Consider the following 21602-nt stretch of genomic DNA (forward strand, 5'->3'; position numbering starts at 1 on the left):
CAGGTAGATCGCGCCTTCGCCCAAAGCCCCCCCCCCCAATCCTATCCCACTGTCACGAACAGCGGATTGCCGTAGAACCACAGGTCGCTCCACGGATCTTCCCCTTTGGGATCGGAGGACGGTTCTGCTTCCTGGGTGCTGGTGCCGCGCACCCGCAGGTAGATTGGCCCCCGGACGTCCTTGAGGGTGTGGCGCATCGTCAACACTTCGCCGCCCCTTTGCCAGTCATTGGCGGTGAAGCGCCGTTCGACCCTGGTGGTCGTGTTGCGATCCGCGCTGCGGTCGGAGACCGGCCCGGTCACGTCCCCCATGATGAGATCGACGCGCGCCACGTCAGGCGTCCGTCCACCATGGTTGGCCCCTGCCGGATCGCGCAGCCGGATGACCACGTCAACATTGTCGCCCGGCTTCACCATGATCGTGCCGCCCATGGATGCCGCCTGCTTGCCGCCCTTGGCCTGCACCGTCACGTCCAGTTCGCTGATGAGGTCGCCGGTGGTAACGAACACCCGCCCGCTGCGTAGCCCGTCCAGCACGTCGGCATGATCGCCACGGGCATGGACATAGGTTTTGGAATATTCCCCCGGCCAGAAATCACTGCCGCCATCGCGCCAATTATAATGGGAATCGGACGTGGCGGTGATCCACCAGCGCCGCCCTTCACCCAGCATCGAATCCCAGAAACCGCCAAGGCGCGCGGTCATCTGGTCAAAGCCGCCCAATGTTGGCGAATTGCGATAGCCGCCACGCGCACCTTCGGGGTCGTTGCTGCCATCCGGGTTGATGGCTCCTGCCTGATGGCCGGGCGCGCCCTCCATGCCGACCGAGACATTGGGCGCGGTATCGTTCCAGTCGCGGAATTCGCGGGGCGTATATTGCCCATAGACGCCGACATCCTTGGCCGAACGCGACGGATGGTTGGCAATCAGGACCGGCAGCTTCTTCTGCTCCCGCATATAGCGCAGGGCCTCGATCATCTTGGGTTCGGTATCGCGGGCTGGATCGCTCGGATGCGCTTCCCGCTTCGAAAAGCGCGATTCGATATCGCGCAATTGCTCACGCTCGCCGCGCGTGAACGGGATGATCAGGCTGCTATGGTCGCCGCCTGGCGTGTCGAACTCCATGCCGTAGAAGATCAATATTTGCGGCACGGCCTTCCGCGCGACGAGCAATTGCGGATAGGCCTGTTCGAAATTGAGCCGGGAATGGAGCGGGCCACCATGATCGGTAGACACCATCCAGCGCAGGCCGAAACTGGCCCCCATCTCCGCATTCTTCGCAATCGCGTAGCGACCATCCTTCCCCAACAGCGGCTTGGGCGGTGTTTCCGGCGCTGCCGGGTCGACTTTATAGCTGGCGCTGAACTCGCTGTGGATATGATGGTCGCCGGCCATCCAGCGCCGCCCCCTGGACGAGCCAGGCTTCGCCGCATGATCGCTCGGCGGTGCCTCGGCCAGCCCGCCATGGCGACTATGGTCATCATGGGCCAGCACCGCACTGGCCGGGAGCAGACCAGCCAAGGCTAGAAATAGGAAGAGTGGCTTCATTTTACATCCTTGAAACTGGCCGACCCGGCCCTTTGACGATGGTATTCGCGCTCGCGTCAGCGACGCGATCCACTGCCCCCCAGGTTGATGCGAACACCGCCCATGAAGCGCGCGCCGAACTTCTCAAACTCGATCGTGCGCGACGGATTGCCGACATAACGGATGCCCGGCTCGTCCAGCAGATTATTGGCATCGACGAATAATTCGACCCGTGGGCTGATGGCATAGCGGGCCGACATGTCGAGACGCCCGACGCTGCCCCAATAATTGTCGCCAACGTCCGGATCACCAAGCCCATCAAGCCAGGCGTCACGCTTCTGCCAGCTCGCGCGCAGCGACAGCCCATATTGTTCGTAGTAGAGCGAGGCATTGTAGATTAGGTCAGACGCACCGGGCAACTTCACGTTGCGGCCGTCGGGGGTCGTCGCCTTGGAGTCGTTGAGCGTAAGGTTACCCTGGAAGCCGAAGCCTTGCAGCCATTCGGGTGCGCCGATGCTCTTGAGCAGACCTTCGAACGGTTGCGAGTAGGCCAGCTCCAGCCCCTTGATCTCGCCTTTGCCACCGTTGATCGTCGTGTTGTAGAGATAGACCGAACGGTCGATCCCATCGCTGTTGAGCACGTTGCTGCCGAATTGCGGCAGTTGCGAACTAAACAGAACGTCGCGGATCTTCTTGTAATAGACGCCCACGGACAGGAAGCCGCGATTGGCCATATACCATTCGAAATAGGCATCGACACCGACCGCCTTTTCCGGCTTGGCGAAGGGGTTACCGCCCGACACGGTATCCGTCTCGTCAGAGAAGGTGAAATTGGGACGCAGCAGCGTGTAATCGGGCCGCGCCGCACCCGTATTGAGCGAAAGCCGCAGCTTGATCTCGTCCGTCGCGTCATAGTTGAGGTGGATGCTGGGGAACACCATCGTATTGCCCGAACCAGTCGTGGTCGGAACGAAGGTGCCGCCGAAATTGACCAGTGCCGTCCCCGTATTGTCGACCCGCTCGACACGGGCACCAGCAACGATATTGCCCCGATCGAAATACATCGTGCCCATCAGGTAACCGGCATAGACTTTTTCGGTCACGACATAATTGTTGTTTTCCGAGGTGTTGGGCTGAATGCGCGCAGCACCGGCGGCAATATAGCTGTCGAGCAGGGCTGCACCAGCCTCGCTATCGAAATAGCGGAAGCTGTAACCCAGCGGAATGCCGACTTTGAGGGGATCGTTGGACGCAAACGCTTCCTGGCGGGGCAGGGCGATGCCCGCCTTCTCAAGATCGGCGGCGCGCGCTTCGATGACCGTGCGGTTCGATTCCTTGGTCCGCTTGTTATACTGGCCGCCAAACTGGATCTTGGTATCATGACCGAATAGCTGGATGACGCGGTCGAAATCGAGCCGCGCGGTATAGGCATCGGTCTGGTCACGCTGATTGTTGCGCGTGAAGGTCACAAATTCCAGCTCGGTCGGCGTGATGGCATCACGCAGGCGGCCAAGCGAATAATTGCCATTGGCATCGACCAGCGTATCATAGAGCTGGACCTTGTGCAGATGGGGATTGCTCAGATCATAGACGATGCTGGGGCGGAGCGCCCGGTTGGCCGGGCTGCGCCAGGTTGAACCGAAAGGCGGACGGCTATCCGCCTGGGCACGGGTATAGTTGAGCCGCCAGGTGGCACCCCAATCCCCCAATATATGGTTGCCGCCCAGCGTGTTGGTAAAGATGCGCTGACGCGAGGAATTGCTGTTGAGCGTGCTGTCGATTTCGCCCCCATAGATGGTGCCGTTGAGCGGCGTGTTGCCGGTGCGAATATCGGCATAGCCGGTGCGGCGCGCCGTCAGTTGCGGCGCTGTGTTGTCCGTGCGCACTGCGCCGTCATCAAAGTCGAACACATAAGCGCTGCGCAGTTCGTCGTCCCGGAATTCGGTATGCACCGAACTGAGGAAAAATTCATGCTCGCTGGATGGACGCCAGTCGAGGCGGCCGCTGAACGCGGTGTTCGAACGGGTCAGCCGGTATAGCTTGTTCTGGGTATTATGAGCCCAGATACGCGATTCCGACCCGGCCTCGCGGTCTTCGGGGGCCACTTCCCAGCCCGCTTCGAAATTGTCGGTGATCATGTCCATTTCGAACCGCGACGCCGACAGCAGGATGCCGACGGTGTCGTTTAAGAAGCGATCCGACACATGGGTGGTGACATTATACTGACGCCCGCCGCCCAGTTCGGAAAAACCAAGGCCCACGTCAGCCGCGACTTTCAGGCCCGGATAGTCGAAGGCGCTGCGCGTCATGATATCCACCTGACCGGCCACGGCTTCACCCGTGAGGTCCGCGGTGACGGCCTTGCGCACGGCGACCTTGCTGGCGATGGCCGATGGGATGGTGTCGAAACGGGTCGTCCGACCCGCCGGGCTGATTACGTTGATGCCGTCGAACGAAATCGTCGTCCAGCTCGTACGTGCACCGCGCAGGCTGATGAAGCGATCCTGACCCTGGTCGCGCTGCACGGCGACACCGGGCAGGCGGCCAAGCGACGCGGCAATATTCTGGTCGGGGAAGCGGCCGATGCTGTCGGCGGCGATGATGCTCACCAGCGCGGTGGACGAACGCTGCAACTGGAGTGCCGCCGCTTCGGATTCGGCGATCGGGCGCGACGCCATGACGACGATCTGGCCGTCCTGGTCAACAATATCCGCACCGCCCATGGCCACGCGCATTTCAGCCGTCCTGCCCGCCGCCACAGTTACGTCCTGCGTCGCGGAATCCGATCCGAAATAGCGGACGAGCACGCGGGCCTGACCCGCCGGCGCACTGCGGATCAGGAAGCGACCATCGGCACCCGTCGTTTCGACGAGGTTCGATCCCTCCAATTGGACGGTGGCACCGGCAACGAGGTTGCCGTTGCGATCGACCACCACGCCGCTGATCTGGCCGCTGGCCGTCTGGGCAGCGCCGCTATCGGTCATCTGGGCGGCGGCAGGCAGGGATGTGAACAGGCACAGGGCGGCACCAGCAAGCAGGGTGGCGCGGCAGGAATGAATCATGTCGATCTCCATCGGCAATAAGAAGGGATACCCCACGCGCAACGACGCGCAGGCTGGTTGTCGAAAAGGGAAAGACGGGCCGCCCTCTTAAAGGGCGGGCCGACCTTTAGAAATTCGGGCTTTTATACGGCAGGCTGTTGTCGAACCGCCGGACCGGCGGCGCAGCCTTGTCATTCTTGATCAGGCGCTTGGCATTGCCGCGCTTTTCGATGACGACATGGTCATATTGGACGCCATCGGTCGTATAGGCGGTATAGTTCAGCCGATCGCCATCGATACCGATGACCTGGAAGAACTGCCCATTTTCGCCCTGCCGTTCCAGCTTCACGCCGGTCGGGGCATAATCGTCCCAGCCTTCCTTGCGGAACTGATATTGTTTGGGACCGGATACCGAATTGACGAACATGGTCGTCAGCTTGTCGCCCTGCGCAAAGCCGCGACGGCGCGGCTCCTGCACGCTGGCATCGAGCAGCCCGCGCGCATAGGTGTGATCATGGCCTTGCAGCACCAGGTCGACATTATGGCGCAGCAGCACGGGCAACAGGATTTCGCGCGAACCCGCATTGTCCCGATCCTTACCCGAACTGAATACGGGGTGATGCATGGTCACGATCCGCCACTTGGCGCTCGACGCCTTCAACTGGCTGTCGAGCCATTGCGCCTGGATCGTCATGTCGCGCTGGTTGCTGTCGAGCACGAAGATATGCAGGTCGGGCGAGTAGCGCACGACATAAGCGGTTTCCTGAACTTCCGCAGGCAGGCTATCTTCCACCGGCAGGCGAAATTGCGGACGCCACAAATGGCTCAGCAGCTTCATCCGGTCACTTTCGCCAGGGGCTGTCTGATCATATTCATGGTTGCCGGCCACGGGAATGGCCGGAACCATGGCGTGCAGGAAGCCACCTGCCTTGAACCAGTCGGCCCATTCGGCATCGCGGCTACCACGGTTTACCAGATCGCCCGCGTGCAACATGAAGCGGGCATCGGGCGCAGCCTGGAAGGCGGCACGGATCGTGCGCGACCACAGCGACAACACGCCATTCTGCGCATCGCCCAGATAGATGAAGCGCACAGGCCCCGAAAGCGGTGCCGTGCGGGTCTGGAACCATTCGCTCCAGTGACCGTCCGCTCCCATCACCCGATAGGCATAGAGCGTATCGGGCTTCAGTGCGTCAAAGCGGACGGAGTGATAGGCGACGGCGGGCAGCGCTTCATTGGCCGCTACTGCTACCGGGCTGCCAGCAACCATCAGCTTGTCGAGTTCCACCCGTTCGGTCTGGGCAGGTACGCTACGCGCTGCGAGATCGATGCGGGCATCGGGTGTGGCGAGCGCGATTTCGGCGCGGGTAGCGGTAATGTTCGCCGCGGTTCGCCAACTGATCGCCAGCGAGGTTGCGGGATCGGCTTCGAATGTGGCGATGACCCGGTCGGGCCAGGCGCTGGCCCCCTGCCATGGCGGCATCTCATGCCCGGCTTCATGCGCGGCTGACGGGACCGTTCCTATGGACAGCCCAAATGCCAGCACCGCCGCTAAAGCAGCGAATTTTCTCATTATTGACCCACCCCATTTTTTTGACCCGGTGCCGCCCTAGGGACGGTTGATGGCATCTGCGCGGCGTGGTCGTTGCAGAATGATGACAAAAAAATGAGGCATTGTCATATAAATACGCCGTTCGGGCGGTGGCTGACCTGATTTCCGATATGCTCTATCGGGTTAGTTCACAGCCAAAGGTGGCGGGTAGCATCCATGCGTTGGTGCAGGAAGCGGATGACGGCGATGTCATAGGTCGTGCAGCGAAAATAGAGAATGTGCCGCTCGACGCTGAGCCGCCGGTAGCCGGGCCGGATATATGCCCAACCCTGCGATTGCTGGGGCGCTTTGGCCAGTTCGGCGCAGGCGGCTTCGATCAGATCGGTATTGTGCGGGGCCTGGGACAGGTCCCATTTTTCGGTGGTATAATCGAATATTCCTTCCAGATCGCGCTGCGCCCGCAGAAACGCTCGAACGAAAACGGGGGACGCCTTTCGGCATCCCCCGTTGCTTCCCGCTCAGGAAAAGTGATCAGGCGTTCTTGGTGCGCCAGCCGTCGGCATAATTGTCGCGCGCGGCTTCCGAATAGGGGACCGAGGAAACGATCGCCTTGATTTCGGTCTGGACGTGGGGTTCGACGGTCGGCTTCGACGTGCCGCCATCAGGTTCGCCCCACAGCAGGGTGACTTCGGTGCCGGGTTCGGCGAACTCGGCATCGACCATCGCCAGCGCCAGGAAGCGACCGGCGTTGATGGTGTAGCCGATCCAGGTGGACAGGCCGACCGTCTTCCCGTCCTTGAGCACCGCATCATAGGGATGCATGCAATAGACGGCACTGGGGAATTCGAGGAACTTGGCCTTGTCGCCGGTCTGGAGCATCGAGCTCATGACGCGGACGATATCCTCATTGTCGAGCGCCAGCGTCACCTTGCGGCGGTGGGGCTGATCCTTGATCTTCTCCAGCGCTTCGCGGCCGATGAAGTCATGGTCGAACTTGACCATGATGCCATAGCCCAGCTCCCACGGGTTGAGGTAATAATCCTCGATATTGTCGGAGACGAAGCTGCCGCCGAGCGAGCATTTGCCTTCATAGCTGTTTTCGCTCGCCCATTCGCGGAACGCCTTGGAGCCTTCGCCGGTATAGGTGGCGGGCAGCGGCGAGGGAATCCAGCCGGATTCCAGCGTGTTCGACGAATAGGTCCGACCGCCGCACAGGGTGAGGCCATGGTCCTTGCCCGCTTCAATGAGGGCATTGCGGACGGTGTCATAATCCTTCCAGGGACCAAACAGTTCGTAACCAGGCTGGCCGGCCATGCCGTGACGCAGCGCGCGCACTTCGACGCCCGCGATCATGATCGGCGCCATGTGGAAGAATTTGAGGTCCGGCGGGGTTTCGCCCATCGCCTTTTCCAGCACGGCCATGGCGTTTGGCCCCTGCAACTGGAAACGATAGTTGCGGCGATAGCCCTGCTGGTCGAGCGGGCGGGCGGCGGTGCGCTCGTCGCGCTCGACCTTGACGTCCCACTTGCCGGTCGAGGCCCAATATTCGACCCATTCGATCGACGGCGCGCGGCCGACCAGCTCGAACTTTTCTTCTTCCAGATAGAAGAGAATGACGTCGCCGATCACATAGCCTTCGGGCGTGACGGGGGCGAACTGCTTGGCGCGGTTCGGCACGAAGCCCTTGAAGCTGTTGGGGGCGAGGTAGGACAGCATGTCGAACGCGCCGGGGCCGGTAACGAGCAGGTCGACCATGTGGAAGCTCTGGTTGAACAGGACCGAGCTTTCCGCCCAGCTACGCTGTTCGTCGCGCCAGTTGCTATATTCGCCCGGCACGCCCGGATAGACGTTGGGACCAACCTGCTGGTTACGCAGGAATGTGACGATATCGCCCTTTTCGTCGAGCAATTGCTGCAGAGACTTACCACTCATTCCATTCTCTCCTTAGACACGGAAAACATACTGAAATCGTCATTCATGCAGGCGGCCATGACAGCCATTCCCGCACGATCTGGTTGAACGCTTCGGGCGCTTCGGCCGGCATCATATGGCCCGCCCCTTCAACAACGCGCAGTTGTGCGCCGGGAATGGCGGCGACGATCGCCTCATGCTGGGCGACCGGCGACCATTGATCCTGCCGCCCGACCATGGCGACGGTCGGGCAGGCGATGGTCGGCAGCAGCGCATCGACCGACGGGCGGTTGAGCAGCGCCTCGATCTGCGCCTCATAGACCGGCAGACCCGCCGAAACGGTCATGGCATAGAGGCTGTCCATCAACGCTTCGTTGCGCAGCCCCGCAAAACCGAGCATCGGCGGCAGCCATTGCGCCACCAGCGCAGCCATGCCCTGCGTCCGGCCAAGGTCGCGCAGCGCATAGCGGCCTTCGCGCTCGCCGGACTTGGGCGTGTGAACGCCGGTATCGACCAGCGCCAGGCGCTCGACCCGTTCAGGGGCCTTGCGCACGACCTCCAGCGCGATGCGCGCGCCCATGGAATGGCCCAGCAGCGACGCGCGCGCGGGCATATGCGCCAACACATGGTCGGCCATCGCCTCGATCCGGTCCGCACCGCCATAATAGCCGTCGATCGCGCGGCTATCCGGGAAAGCGCCGAGCGTCGCGCCGAACATGCGCGAATCGCACATCAGCCCCGGAAGGATGATGAGCGGGGCGGCGGGGCCATGCTGATCGGTTGATTTCGCACTCATGAAAATTTCATCTATACGAACGCGAGCAGTTGCGCTAGAGGAAAATGCATCGAGGAAAGCCGCGTGGCCCAGCCCGAACACCATCATGGGAGAGAATGATGACCCTGCCGTCGATCCATCCGAACTGGGATCTGCCGCCCAAGGGCATGACCGATGGCTATTCGCTGGAGATCACCGCGAAGGACATTGATGCGCTGCGCGAGGCCGCGCCAACCATGGCGGCCGAAACGCCGGTGGCCGTCACCTTCCTGCCCGGCGAATCGCTGGAAGCGCGCATTGCCGCGGCGAAGCTGGTGCGGTCGCTGGGGTTCGAACCGATGCCGCATTTTTCCGCACGGCGGCTGGAATCGGGCGATGATTTCGAAACCTATCTGGCCGCGGTCGTGCGCGAAGCGGGCGTCCAGCGCTGCTTCGTGATCGCGGGCGATCCGCCCGAAGCGGCCGGACCCTATTCGGACAGCATGGCGCTCATTCGCACCGGCGCGTTCGAGCACGCCGGGATCAAGGCGATCGGTGTTGGTGGCCACCCGGAGGGGCATCCCAATATGACGCCCGACCAATGTTTCGCCGTGCTGATCGAAAAATGCGCGGAAATAGAGCAGCGCGGCATGGCTCCATTGATCGTCACGCAATTCAGTTTCGATGCCGCCCCAGTGCTAAGCTGGCTGGCGGAATTGCGGCAGCGCGGCATCGACGCGCCGGTGCGGATCGGCATTCCGGGGCCAGCGGGCATCAAGACGCTGATGCGCTTTGCCGCCCGCTGTGGCGTCGGGGCATCGGCATCGGTGCTGACCAAATATGGCATTTCGATCACCAAGCTCATAGGCACCGCCGGTCCCGACAAGCTGGTTGACGCGCTTGCCAGCGGCCTTGGCGACCAGCATGGCAAGGTCCGCCTGCACTTCTACCCCTTTGGCGGCCTGACCAAGACCGTCGAATGGATCAATGATTATACGGCCCGCCACTGAGCGCGCATGATTACCGGAGAAGCGATGTGAGTGAAATCTGCACCCTGACCCTGCAATGCGACGACCGGCCGGGTCTGGTCGCCGATGTCGCCACCCTGCTGACTCAGCAGGGCGGCAACATCACCGACGCGCAGCAATTCAACGACAAGCTGACCGATCGCTTCTTCATGCGGGTGGAATTTGAAATCGCGCCCGACGCCGTGGAAACGCTGCGCGCCGCATTTGCCGGACTGGCGGACGAGCGCGGCATGGAATGGAATCTGCGCCGCCGCAACGAGCGGCAGAAGGTGCTGCTGATGGTCAGCAAGTTCGACCATTGCCTGGGCGATCTGCTCTATCGCTGGCGCATCGGCGAGTTGGACATGGATGTGGTCGGCATCGTGTGCAACCATCCGCGTGAGGCGCTGACCATATCGCTCATCGGCGACGTGCCGTTCCACCATCTGCCGATCACCAAGGATACCAAGCCGCAGCAGGAAGCGCAGATCAAGGCGATCGTCGAGGAAACCGGCGCGGACCTCATCGTGCTGGCGCGCTACATGCAGATATTGAGCGACGATCTGGCGGGCTTCCTGTCGGGCCGCTGCATCAACATCCATCACAGCTTCCTGCCCGGTTTCAAGGGCGCCAAGCCCTACCACCAGGCGCATGCGCGCGGCGTCAAGATGATCGGCGCCACCGCCCATTATGTCACCGCCGACCTCGACGAAGGGCCGATCATCCATCAGGATGTCGAAGCCATCAACCATGCCGACACGCCCGACGATCTGGTGCGCAAGGGCCGCGATATCGAGCGGCGCGTGCTGGCGACCGCCGTGCAGCATCATCTGCAGGGTCGGGTGTTCCGCAACGGCGCGCGCACCGTCGTCTTCAAGGCCTAAAAAGCCCATGGCGCAGATCATCGACGGGCGCGCCATGGCGCGCGCCCTGTCGGACGAGACGGCGGCGCGCGTCGCGGCGATCGTCGCGCAGACGGGCGAGCCGCCCGCGCTGGCGGTGGTGCTGGTCGGCGATGATCCGGCGAGCCAAGTCTATGTCCGCCGCAAGATCAGCGAATGCGCGCGGGTCGGCATCCGGTCGGTCGAACATCGGCTGCCGGCCGATCATCCGCAGGACGCCCTGCTCGCCTTGATCGACCAGTTGAACGGCGATCCGGCCATCCATGGCATTTTGATCCAGTTGCCGCTGCCCGCCCATATCGACGCGGCGCTGGTCCTGGACCGCATCAATCCCGCCAAGGATGTCGACGGGTTCCACCCGGTCAATGTCGGGCGGCTGTCTACCGGCACCGGCGGACTGGTGCCCTGCACGCCGCTTGGCATCATGCGCCTGCTCGACAGCGTGATCGACGATTATCGCGGCCTCAACGCCGTGGTGATCGGCAAATCCAATATCGTCGGCAAGCCAGTCGCCATGCTGCTGCTGGAGCGGGAGGCGACGGTCACCGTCACCCATATCGAAACGCTGCACCTGCCCGACATTGCGCGCAAGGCGGACATCATCGTCGCGGCGGCAGGCGCGCCGCATCTGGTGCGCGGCTATTGGGTCAAGCCTGGCGCGATCGTGATCGACGTCGGCATCAATCGCATCGCGCAGGCGGACGGATCATCGCAGCTCGTCGGCGATTGCGCGACGCAGGAACTGGACCATGCCAGGGCGGTGACGCCGGTGCCGGGTGGCGTGGGTCCGATGACCATCGCCTGCCTGTTGCACAATACGGTATTGGCGGCGGAAAGGGCGACGGCATGACGGACAATATCTGCACAACCAAGGTCCGGGTGCGCGACCTGCCCCTGCTGGCCGATATCGGCATCAACCCCGACGAGATCGGACGGCGGCAACCGCTGGTCATCTCGGTCGAATTGACGCTGACGGTGGGTCAGGTCGAGGCGATCGGCGAGACGGTCGATTATCGCAAAGTGGCGCAGGCCGCCGAAGATCTGGCGCTGGTGCATATCCCGTTGATCGAGATGTTCGCACAAAGGCTGGGTGCCTGCTGCCTGGCGATGAACGGCGTCGTCGAAGCGCGGGTCAGCGTCGACAAACCCTTCGCACTGACGCGCGGCATGGCCGGGGCCGAAGTGACGGTCCGTCGGGGCTAAGCGCGCCCTACCCTAGCCATTCTCGTCCGCGTTGCGCATCTGCACCGCCAGCAGTACGGCGGCAGCCCCCAGCGATCCCAGCCCCAGCAGCAGCGAGGTCAACCCCCGCCCTGCCCCGGCGGTGAGTAATTGCCCCGCCAGGAACGGGCCAAGCGCTGCGCCGAAGCGTCCGAAGCCGATCACGGCGCCCGTACCCGTCGCGCGCAAGGTGGTGGGGAAGACATTGGCGATCAGCGCATAGAGGCCCACGACCGACCCATTGGCCAGGAAGCCCAGCACGAAGGCGGCAATCTGCAACCAGAGGAAGTCGCCCGGCACCACGCCGAACACGGCGACCGCGATGCCCGCCCCCGCCATGGCCAGCAGCAACAACCGCCGCAGGCCGAGCCAGGGCGACAGGAACCCCAGCGTCAGCCCGCCGATCGCCCCGCCCATATTCATGAAGACCGACACGATGCTGGCGCGCGACGGGTCGAACCCCAGATCGACCACCAGCGAGGGTGCCCAGCCCAGCGCATAGTAGAAGGTCATCATATGCAGGCCGTAGACGATGATCAGCGCGATCGTGATGACCCGGTAGCGATCGAGGAACAGCGCGCGCATCGACGCCTTGGGCAGGTTCAGCGCGACCAGTTGCGCCGCTTGCGGTTGGCCAAGGCGGCGCAAAATGACATTGATCTTCGCCAGCGCATCGGGCGCGCCGCGCGTCGCGAGCCAGCCGATGGATTCGGGCAGAAAGATCAGGACGAGCGGTATCATCAGCGCGGTCGCGCCTGCGCCCGCCAGGAAGATGGCTTCCCAACCGTCGGTGCGCAGCAATTGCGCCGCGCCCCAGCCGCCAATGATGCCGCCGACCGGATAGCCCGCCGCCATGATGCTGACCGCCAGGTCGCGGCGGCGGCGATTGGCGAACTCAGCCGACATGGCGTTGATCGCCGCCAGCATCGCGCCCAGTCCAAGGCCCGTCAGAATGCGCAGCACGCTCAGCATCACCACGCCGGTCGCGAAGGCGGAGGCGAGCATGCCGAAGGTCATGATGACCAGACACAGCAAGATCTGCCGCCGCCGCCCGATGCGATCGGCCAATTGGCCGAGCGTCAGCGACCCGATCACCATGCCAACCAGGCCGGTCGACACGATGATGCCGATCGCGCTGGGGCCGACACCCCAATCCTTCGCTATGCCCGGCGCTGCAAAAGTCACCGCCAGCACGTCGAACCCGTCGAGCGCATTCAACAGAAAGCAGATGAAGATCGCCACCACCTGCGGCAGGCGCATCGGCCGGTCTGCCAGGATGCTACGCGGATCATCCGCAGGCAGGGTTATGCTCGACATGGGGGACATTCTCTCCGGCACTTGTTCCGCCATTGTATGCTGGCGAAACAATTTGCCAAGTCAAATCGCCGGTGCGTCGTCCGTGTCAGAGCGAGATGAGCGCGTCGAGCGCCAACGCCCCCTTGCCCTGCGGATAGACGATCACCGGGTTGAGATCGACCTCGCGGATTTGCGGGGTCGCCGCGACCATCTGGCCGAGCCGCTGCACGACATCGGCGACCGCTTCAATGTCCATCACCGGCGCACCGCGGAAGCCGTCGAGCAAGGGGGCCATGCGCAGTTTGCGAATGCGCGCGATGATCGCCGCGCGTGGCAGGTCGGGCGGGAGCAGGCAGACATCGTGCAGCAGTTCGGCCGCGACGCCGCCAAAGCCGACCAGGATGGTCGCGCCCCAATGCGGGTCGTTGCGCGCGCCGACGATCAGTTCAACGCCCTTGTCCGCCATCCCCTCGACCAGCACGCCGTCGAGCGTCAGGTCGGGGCGGGAAGCGGCGAGATTGGCGGCGAGCCGCGCCCAGCCCTCGGCCAGTTCCTCGCGATTCTTGAGGCCGACGATCACGCCGCCCGCATCGCTCTTGTGCGGCAGTTCGGGCGATTGCGCCTTCAGCACGACCGGATAGCCGAGCTGGTCGGCTGCCAGCGCCGCCTCCTCCAGCGTCTGCGCCAGAGCGAAAGCCGGGAAGGCAATGCCGCGCGCGCCCATAATCTCCTTGGAGCGATATTCGGGGATAGTGCTGCCGAGCTGTGCCAGATCAGCGACGGGTTCGGCGTTGAGTGGTTCAGCCGCGAAATCACGGGCAGCCGCGCCGCTGATCCGCGCCAGCGCGCGGATGGCGCGCTCGGCGGTGGGGAGATAGGTCGCGCCCGCTTCGCGCAGCGCCGCAATGTCCGCGTCCAGCACGCCGCCGCCTTCATCGACGCCGCCGATGATGATCGGCTTGGTCGGACGCAAGGTGGCGAGGGCATCGAGCACGGCGGCGAATTTGATGTGGGATGTCGCGGGCGCGGTCTGGATCAGCGTCACCAAAATCGTGCCGATGCGGTCATCGTTCACCAAAGCGGACAAGGTGCGGCCGTAGAGGCCCGGATCGACCAGCCCCTGCGCGGTGACGTCCAGCGGGTTGGTGACCGGCACGAAATCGGGCAGGGCCGCGCGCAATGCCGGGCTGTCGGCATCGCTCAGGGCGGGCAGGTCCAATTCCACCGCTTCCGACAGATCGAGCATCATCGCCTTGAACGCGCCCGATTCCGCGATAACGCCGGTCCCGCCCGTGCCGATCGCTGCGTTGCGCGCCAATATCTCGACCACGTCGCCCAATTCTTCGAGCGAGTCGACCAGGATCACCCCGGCGCGCTCTACATGCACCGCCATGACGGCATGATCGCCCGCCATCGCCCCGGTATGGGTGGCAGCGCTCGCCGCACCCGCTGCGCTGCGGCCCGGATGGAGCAGCACGACTTGCTTGCCCGCTGCCCGCGCTGCCCGCGCGGCGGCGAGGAACCTTGCGGGGTCGCGAATATGTTCGGCGATCATGCCGATGACGGCGGTGTCGGGCTGGTCGACCAGATAGGCGAGATAATCCTCGATTCCGCTCGCCGCCTCATTGCCGGTGGAGATATAGCAATTCAATGGCACGTCGCGATGGATCATCGTCGTCGCCAGCACCGCGGCCATCGCGCCGGATTGCGACACGATGCCGACGCGCCGGTCGCCCTGCGCGCGCGCTGGCGGCATGTCGATGAAGGTCAGCGAGACATTGTCGCGGAAATTGACGAGGCCGAGGCAATTGGGGCCTTCGACCACCATCCCCGCCTCACGGGCGATGCGGGCGATTTCCTGCTGATCGGCAAGCCCCTGCGGGCCGTCTTCGGCAAAACCGGCCGAGAAGATCACTGCCGCGCCCGCCCCGCGCCGGGCCAAGCCGCGCATCGCGTCCAGCACGCCGACGCGCGGGATCGCCAGGATCGCGGCATCGACGCCTTCGGGCAGGTCATCGACCGACGCGACGCAGGGCCGCCCGCCAATCTCTTTACGCTTTGGGTTCACCAGATGAATGGCCCCGGCAAAGCCCTGCCGCTCCAGATTGGCCAGCACCGATGCGCCGAGCGCGCCCGGCTTATCCGATGCGCCGATAATCGCCACTGATCGCGGCCGCAACAGCCGGTCCAGGTTCATCATGTCGGTCACGCGCGATCCTCCCCTACAGGCGGCAAGGCTTCGAATCGGCCGCCCAATGTTGGGAGCATTGTGCGCTAGGGATACAGTTTACGCAACCCGTTTAGGCGATTCCATTGTCCGCTTCGCTGTCCGCTATATCTTCCTCCCCGCTGATTTTGCGCAGCAGCGCAAGAAGTTGGGCCGCTTCCTCGCGGCTCAATCGCTGGGTCATTCGTGCATCGGACTGGCGCACGGCTTCGGCCATGGCACGGACCTGCACCTCGCCTTCGGGCAGCAGGAAAAGGGCATTGGTGCGCAAATCACGGCCGGCCCGCCGTTCGACCAGCCCGCGATCCTCCAAGATATTGACCAGCTTCATCGCACTGGACCGATTGACGCTGAGCGCCCGGCCAAGTGCGGTCTGGTCGCAACCCGGATTGTCGCGGATCATCAGCAGCGCGGTGAACTTGGCCGGCGACAAATCAAACGGAGCCAAGGCATTGCGGGCGTCCGAACCCATCAGGAGATGCGCGCACTGGATTTGATAGCCTATCAACCCAAGCAGGTCGGTCCCTTGTTTCATTCGCTCCAATCACCCCTTGCCAATATTGTATCCCTAGCACACAAATATATGCTATAGTGCGTCGACGCGGAAAGCGATAGCCAAGCCGCAAGGCGCATAATCTGATAGCGCAGGAGAGAGAGCAATGGACCATGATTTCCGCATGTTGATCGACGGCGAACTTACGCCGGGAGTCAGCCAGTTCGATGTTGTAAATCCAGCGACAGGCACCGCCTTCGCCCAATGTCCCAAGGCGGATGAAGCCTTGCTGGAGCGCGCCGTCGCGGCCGCCAAGCGCGCCCAGCCCGGCTGGGCAGCTACCCCTGTCGAAGAGCGCGCCGCGCTGGTCAACCAGTTGGCCGATGCACTGGAGGCGCGAATCGGCGAATTTGCGAGCCTGCTGACCAGCGAGCAGGGCAAGCCGCTCGATCAGGCGGGCTATGAGATCATGGGCAGCGTCTTCACCCTGCGCGCCTTTGCCGCCATGCGGGTCGAGCCAAAGGTGCTGAAGGACGAAGGCGGCAACCGCGTGGTCGAACATCGCACGCCGCTGGGCGTCGTCGCGTCGATAACGCCGTGGAACTTCCCGGTCATCCTGCTGATGAACAAGCTGGGACCGGCTTTGGTCACTGGCAATTGCATGATCGCAAAGCCAGCGCCGACGACGCCGCTGACCACCTTGTTGTTCGGCGAAATGGCGCAGGCGATCCTGCCGCCCGGCGTCCTCAACATCGTGTGCGACCAGAATGAGCTGGGCGCGCTGATCACCGGCCATCCCGATATCGCCAAGGTCGCCTTCACCGGATCGACAGCCACCGGCAAGAAGGTGATGGCATCCTCGGCCGGGACGGTGAAGCGCGTGACGCTGGAACTGGGCGGCAATGACGCGGCGATCGTGCTGGATGATGTCGATGCGCGGCAAGTGGCGCAGAAAGTCTATCAGGGCGCGATGACCAATGCGGGGCAGATCTGCATCGCGATCAAGCGCGCCTATGTCCCCGCCCCCATGTATGACGAATTTTGCGACGAACTGGCGAAGCTCGCCAAGGCGGCGATTGTCGATGACGGATCGAAGCAGGGCACGACCATCGGGCCGATCCAGAACCAGATGCAGTTCGACAAGGTCAAGGCGCTGATCGACGACGCGCGGACTCGCGGCACGGTGCTGGCAGGCGGTGAAGCGCTCGATCGGCCGGGCTATTTCATGCCGCCCACGATCGTTCGCGACCTGGACGATGATGCGCCGCTGGTGCGCGAGGAACAGTTTGGCCCGGTGCTGCCCGTACTGAAATATGACGATATCGACGATGTGATCGCCCGCGCCAATGACAGCGACTATGGCCTGGGCGGCACGGTTTGGGGCAAGGATCTGGCGCGGGCGACCGATGTCGCGATGCGGATCGATTCCGGCACGGTGTGGGTCAACCAGCATATGGCGATCGACGCCAACATTCCCTTCCGCGGCGTCAAACAATCTGGCCTTGGCGCGGAACTGGGCGAAGCGGGACTGCTGGAATATACGCAGGCGCATATCGTCAACGCCATCGCGCTCGAAGACGCCTGAACGACTGACGGACACAGGCATTATCGGGGGTGAAGGAGCGCAACGCTTCTTCACCCCCTTTTTTTGACATATTCCACCTAGTCATTCGACATATTCGACACTTTCGTTCGTGCAGTCATCATAGCTTCATTCCTTGGGACCAATCCCTGGTTGTGGAGTTTCGGCGCGCATCCGGTGACTGTGTTCCCCACCTCTTCCTGTCGCAATGAAGCTTGCTACACGGAGGAGGCGAAGCTAGGTCATAAATGATACAGAGTATCATGATTGGTTCGGGCGGTGCCGCAACGAACCACGGGGAAAAGGGACAGACGCCATGAGCAGCATAGCGGGCCACGCGCCCCCCACCGCATTCAGCCCTGGCGCGGCGTCGCCCATGGCCGCGGCCAAGGCGCGCACCCGCCTGATCGCGATCGACGCGCTGCGCGGCCTGGTCATGTTGTTCATGCTGGTCGACCATGTGCGCGAGACATTTTTCCTGCATTTGCAAGTCACCGACCCGGTAGACGCCACCACGACCGATCCGGGGTTGTTCTACACGCGCTTGCTCTCGACCTTCTGCGCGCCGACCTTTGTGGCGCTGACCGGCCTGTCGGCCTGGCTCTACGGCCAGTCGCACAGCAAGGGGCAGGTATCGGAATTCCTGCTGAAGCGCGGTTTGTTCCTGATCGTCCTGGAGTTTACCGTGGTCGGCTATGCCTGGCCGACGCAGGCTCCCGCCTTTCCGCCCACGGCGATCTGGTTGCAGGTGATCTGGGCGATCGGGATTTCGATGATCGCGCTGGCCGCCCTGCTGCACCTGCCGCGCGTCGCGCAGTTTGCGGTGGGCCTGGCCATCGTGTGCCTGCACAATCTGCTCGATCCGATCCGCTTGACCGCCGACCAGCCGGGCTATGTCGCCTGGGCGATCCTGCATCAGCGCTCGCTCATTGAATTTGGCGGCATCGCGGTCAAGACCACCTATCCCATCCTGCCATGGATCGGCGTCATCCTGCTGGGCTATGCCTGCGGGCCTTGGTTCGCCAAGGGCAGCGATCCGCAGCGGCGCATCCGGCGGTTGCTGATGACCGGCCTTGGGCTTGTGCTGGGCTTCATTCTGATCCGCTACCTCAATGTCTATGGCGACAAGCCCTGGTTCGTCGGCGAAAATGCGGCGCGCACGGTGATGAGCTTCCTGGCGCTCACCAAATATCCGCCCTCCTTGCTGTTCCTGATGCCCACGGTCGGGACCGGCTGCCTGTTGCTCGCTTTGTTCGAGAAGTGCGAGAACAGCCGTGTGATGCCGCATCTGGCGCTGCTAGGTGGTGCGCCGATGTTCTATTATGTGCTGCATCTCTATGCCCTCAAACTGATCTACAATGTTGCGCTGGCGCTCTATGGCCCGACCAAGGGCACGGTGTTCGGTGTCGACAATCTGTCCACCGTCTGGATCTGGGTCGCGCTGCTGATCCTGCCGCTCTATTATCCCACCCGCTGGTTCGCGCAGCTCAAGCAGCGGCGCAAGGATATATGGTGGCTCAAATATCTCTGAGGGCATGAACCCTCCGGGTCGCAGGCCGCCTTCCTTATCGGAGGCGGCCATTTTACACGCTTTTCGCCAGGATCGACAGCGTAACGACAAGCAGCATTTTCATGCCGTAGGACATCAGGATTCACAATTTTGCGCCGTCAGGCGTGCCAAGTTTGACGTAATATATCCGTAACTCAACCTAGCCTGAATTCAACAAGAGGTGACGGAAACACCCCGCGGCCCGGCTGCCGATGACAGGACGCAATGTCCGCATCGGACCATAAAAGAAGACCAGCCGGTCCCCGTTTCGCAGGACATTCGGGAACAGCGATTTTTCATAGGGGATATCATCATGCGCACATCATCGGCTCTTCGCCTGGCGCTCATCGCCAGCACCGCCGCCATCGCCCTGCCCACCGCCGCCCTTGCCCAGACTCCGGTCGATGAAGAACAGGGCAGTATTATCGTCACTGGACTCAAGCGCCAATATTTCGGCGACACGCCAGTCAAGGAAATCCCGCAGGCGGTCCAGTTTCTGGAAGGCAAGCTGCTCAACGACCTGAACATCACCCGGCTCGACACCGCGCTTGAACTGGCAAGCGGTGTTTCGAAGCAGAATAATTTCGGCGGCCTGTGGGACAGTTTCGCCATTCGCGGCTTTGCCGGCGACGAGAATTTCCCAAGCGGCTTCCTGGTCAACGGCTTCAACGGCGGACGCGGCTATGCCGGGCCGCGTGATGCCTCCAATGTCGAGCGGATCGAAGTACTCAAGGGGCCGAACTCGGCCTTGTTCGGGCGCGGCGAGCCGGGTGGCACGATCAACATCGTCAGCAAGAAGCCGACCTTCAAGGAAGGCGGCAGCTTCACGGTCGCGGGTGGCAAGTGGAACACCTATCGCGTCGAGGGCGATTATAACATGCCGCTTGGCGACAGTGTTGCCATCCGCCTGACCGGGGCCGTCGAGGATGCCGAAAGTTTCCGTGACACGGTGGAAACCCGCAAATATGTGCTGAACCCGTCCATCCTGGCGAAGCTGTCGGACAAGACGATCTTCACCTACGAGCTGGAATATGTGAACCAGGAAGTGCCGTTCGATCGCGGCGTGGTGGCGATCCCGACTGTAACGGCGGCAGGCACGACCTATAATCTGGGCGCTATTCCGCAGAGCCGTTTCCTGGGCAACCCCAATGACGGCCCGATCAAGATCACGGCGCTTGGCCATCAGGCGCAGTTGCAGCATGACCTGAGCGACGATTGGGTCGTCATGCTGGGCGCAGGCTATAAGGATACGACGTTCGAGGGTTTCTCCAGCGATCCTGAACTGGTCCTTGGCCGCCAGCGGCTCGACAATGACGGACGCACCCTCACCCGCCAGCGCCGCTATCGCGACTATAGCACCACCCATATGGTGTTCCGTGGCGAAATCAGCGGTAAATTCGAAACCGGATCGATCATCCACAATCTTCGCGTTGGCGCGGATTGGGACAAGTTCGAGATCGACACCTTCCAGACCCGCTACCGCCCGGTCGCAGCCGACCAGTCCTATGCGATCGACATCTTCAATCCCGATTACAACATCGCCGCTCCTGTTCCCAATGTCGTGATCCAGAATGCCAATGAGGTGCAGAAGGCGTGGGGTGTTTATATCCAGGATCAGATCGAAATCACGCCGCAATTCAAGGTCCGTTTCGGCGGGCGCTATGACGACTTCAACCAGAACATCGACAACCGCGCCGGGGGCAACAACCCGCGCAAATCCTACACAAAGTTCAGCCCCATGGCTGGCATGGTATTTGAACCGACAAACAGCCTGTCTTTCTACGCAAGCTATGGCAAGGGATTCCGCCCCAATAGTGGCGTTGGTTTCGACAATCAGCCGTTCGAACCCGAAGTGAGCGAATCCTATGAAGTGGGTGCCAAGTTCGTAACGCCGGACGGCCGGATCACGAGCACCCTGTCGCTCTACAAAATGGAAAAGACCAACGTCCTTGCCACTGACCCACTCAATGCAGGCTTTTCAAAGCCGGTTGGCGGGGCAGACAGCAAAGGCATTGAGTTTGACGTGAACGCCAAGCTGCCTGCCGGGTTCGAGCTGTTCCTGACCTATGCCTATACCGATGCAGGTTGGGCATCCGACACGCTCGATCCCAATTTCGCCGCGCCGATCCGCAAGGGCGATCCGCTGATCAACATTCCCAAGCATCAGGGCAACATCCTGCTGTTCAAGAATTTCACCATCGGCGATCATGCAGCGATGTTGGGTGCCGGCGTAAACCATGTCGGCAAGCGTCTGGGCGAAACCGCCACGACCTTCTTCCTGCCCAGCTACACCATCGCCAAGCTGCTGGGTTCGGTGACGATCAACGAGCAATTCAAACTGTCCGCCAATGTCGACAATCTGTTCGACAAGAAATATTATGCCAGTTCCTATGCGGCCCTGTGGGTGCAGCCGGGCATGCCGCGTTCCTTCACGATCCGCGGTACGTTTAATTTCTAAATCAGGTGGCGGGAGGCGTTCTCGCCTCTCCCTTCAGGGCCGCTGGCGACATTTCTTCTCCTGTCGCCAGCGGCCCTTTTCGT

Annotated in this window: 16 protein-coding genes; 7 read left to right on the forward strand and 9 right to left on the reverse strand. The window is 62.5% G+C overall.

The window, feature by feature from the left end:
• Nucleotides 1-41: 41 nt before the first annotated feature.
• The 6 genes from V2I08_RS01720 to V2I08_RS01745 form a co-directional block, all read right to left on the reverse strand.
• The gene (locus V2I08_RS01720; protein WP_349633621.1) at nucleotides 42-1547 is read right to left on the reverse strand and encodes a phosphoesterase; all 1506 of its coding nucleotides are present in this window, start codon (nucleotides 1545-1547) and stop codon (nucleotides 42-44) included.
• 56 nt (nucleotides 1548-1603) lie between these two features.
• Complete coding sequence (locus tag V2I08_RS01725) at nucleotides 1604-4588, reverse strand: TonB-dependent receptor (protein ID WP_349633622.1); 2985 nt, start codon at nucleotides 4586-4588, stop codon at nucleotides 1604-1606.
• A 106-nt stretch (nucleotides 4589-4694) separates the two neighbouring features.
• Entirely contained in the window at nucleotides 4695-6140 is a 1446-nt protein-coding gene (locus V2I08_RS01730) for an FN3 domain-containing metallophosphoesterase family protein (protein WP_349633623.1), read from the reverse strand.
• A gap of 167 nt (nucleotides 6141-6307) precedes the next feature.
• Nucleotides 6308-6583 carry a type II toxin-antitoxin system RelE/ParE family toxin gene (locus V2I08_RS01735; RefSeq protein ID WP_349633756.1) on the reverse strand — a complete coding sequence of 92 codons (276 nt, stop codon included), beginning with the start codon at nucleotides 6581-6583 and terminating at the stop codon, nucleotides 6308-6310.
• Nucleotides 6584-6650: 67 nt separating this feature from the next.
• Nucleotides 6651-8051: a syringate O-demethylase gene (desA, locus tag V2I08_RS01740; protein ID WP_349633624.1), complete on the reverse strand. Its 1401-nt coding sequence runs from the start codon at nucleotides 8049-8051 to the stop codon at nucleotides 6651-6653.
• 43 nt (nucleotides 8052-8094) lie between these two features.
• Nucleotides 8095-8826, reverse strand: coding sequence for an alpha/beta fold hydrolase (locus V2I08_RS01745; protein WP_349633625.1), 732 nt, complete (start codon nucleotides 8824-8826; stop codon nucleotides 8095-8097).
• Between the two features lie 98 nt (nucleotides 8827-8924).
• On the opposite strand from V2I08_RS01745, the gene V2I08_RS01750 reads away from it, so the two are divergent.
• From V2I08_RS01750 to V2I08_RS01765, 4 genes are read left to right on the forward strand one after another with little or no spacing between them, the layout of a single operon-like run.
• Nucleotides 8925-9794 carry a methylenetetrahydrofolate reductase gene (locus V2I08_RS01750; protein WP_349633757.1) on the forward strand — a complete coding sequence of 290 codons (870 nt, stop codon included), beginning with the start codon at nucleotides 8925-8927 and terminating at the stop codon, nucleotides 9792-9794.
• A 26-nt stretch (nucleotides 9795-9820) separates the two neighbouring features.
• Complete coding sequence (purU, locus tag V2I08_RS01755; protein ID WP_349633626.1) at nucleotides 9821-10675, forward strand: formyltetrahydrofolate deformylase; 855 nt, start codon at nucleotides 9821-9823, stop codon at nucleotides 10673-10675.
• Between the two features lie 7 nt (nucleotides 10676-10682).
• Nucleotides 10683-11543, forward strand: coding sequence for a bifunctional methylenetetrahydrofolate dehydrogenase/methenyltetrahydrofolate cyclohydrolase FolD (gene folD, locus V2I08_RS01760; protein WP_349633627.1), 861 nt, complete (start codon nucleotides 10683-10685; stop codon nucleotides 11541-11543).
• Nucleotides 11540-11896, forward strand: coding sequence for a dihydroneopterin aldolase (locus V2I08_RS01765; protein WP_349633628.1), 357 nt, complete (start codon nucleotides 11540-11542; stop codon nucleotides 11894-11896). The genes folD and V2I08_RS01765 overlap by 4 nt, the downstream gene beginning before the upstream one ends.
• Before the next feature lie 12 nt (nucleotides 11897-11908).
• Here the strand turns inward: V2I08_RS01765 and V2I08_RS01770 are convergent, their stop codons facing one another.
• The 3 genes from V2I08_RS01770 to V2I08_RS01780 all read right to left on the reverse strand — a co-directional run bounded on the left by V2I08_RS01770 (nucleotide 11909) and on the right by V2I08_RS01780 (nucleotide 15909).
• Nucleotides 11909-13231 carry an MFS transporter gene (locus tag V2I08_RS01770; protein WP_349633629.1) on the reverse strand — a complete coding sequence of 441 codons (1323 nt, stop codon included), beginning with the start codon at nucleotides 13229-13231 and terminating at the stop codon, nucleotides 11909-11911.
• Nucleotides 13232-13316: 85 nt separating this feature from the next.
• Nucleotides 13317-15410 carry an acetate--CoA ligase family protein gene (locus V2I08_RS01775; protein WP_349633758.1) on the reverse strand — a complete coding sequence of 698 codons (2094 nt, stop codon included), beginning with the start codon at nucleotides 15408-15410 and terminating at the stop codon, nucleotides 13317-13319.
• A gap of 100 nt (nucleotides 15411-15510) precedes the next feature.
• Nucleotides 15511-15909 carry a MarR family transcriptional regulator gene (locus V2I08_RS01780; RefSeq protein ID WP_349633630.1) on the reverse strand — a complete coding sequence of 133 codons (399 nt, stop codon included), beginning with the start codon at nucleotides 15907-15909 and terminating at the stop codon, nucleotides 15511-15513.
• 187 nt (nucleotides 15910-16096) lie between these two features.
• Here V2I08_RS01780 and V2I08_RS01785 point away from each other — a divergent pair, with 187 nt between their 5' ends.
• The 3 genes from V2I08_RS01785 (at nucleotide 16097) to V2I08_RS01795 (ending at nucleotide 21519) form a co-directional block, all read left to right on the forward strand.
• Nucleotides 16097-17515 (forward strand): aldehyde dehydrogenase family protein, encoded by a 1419-nt coding sequence (locus tag V2I08_RS01785; protein ID WP_349633631.1) that lies wholly within the window; start codon nucleotides 16097-16099, stop codon nucleotides 17513-17515.
• Between the two features lie 313 nt (nucleotides 17516-17828).
• Complete coding sequence (locus V2I08_RS01790) at nucleotides 17829-19043, forward strand: heparan-alpha-glucosaminide N-acetyltransferase domain-containing protein (RefSeq protein WP_349633632.1); 1215 nt, start codon at nucleotides 17829-17831, stop codon at nucleotides 19041-19043.
• Nucleotides 19044-19374: 331 nt separating this feature from the next.
• The gene (locus V2I08_RS01795; RefSeq protein ID WP_349633633.1) at nucleotides 19375-21519 is read left to right on the forward strand and encodes a TonB-dependent siderophore receptor; all 2145 of its coding nucleotides are present in this window, start codon (nucleotides 19375-19377) and stop codon (nucleotides 21517-21519) included.
• The last annotated feature ends 83 nt before the right edge of the window (nucleotides 21520-21602 follow it).

The organism is Sphingobium sp. MK2 (genome assembly GCF_040170545.1).
Classification (GTDB): Bacteria; Pseudomonadota; Alphaproteobacteria; order Sphingomonadales; family Sphingomonadaceae; genus Sphingobium.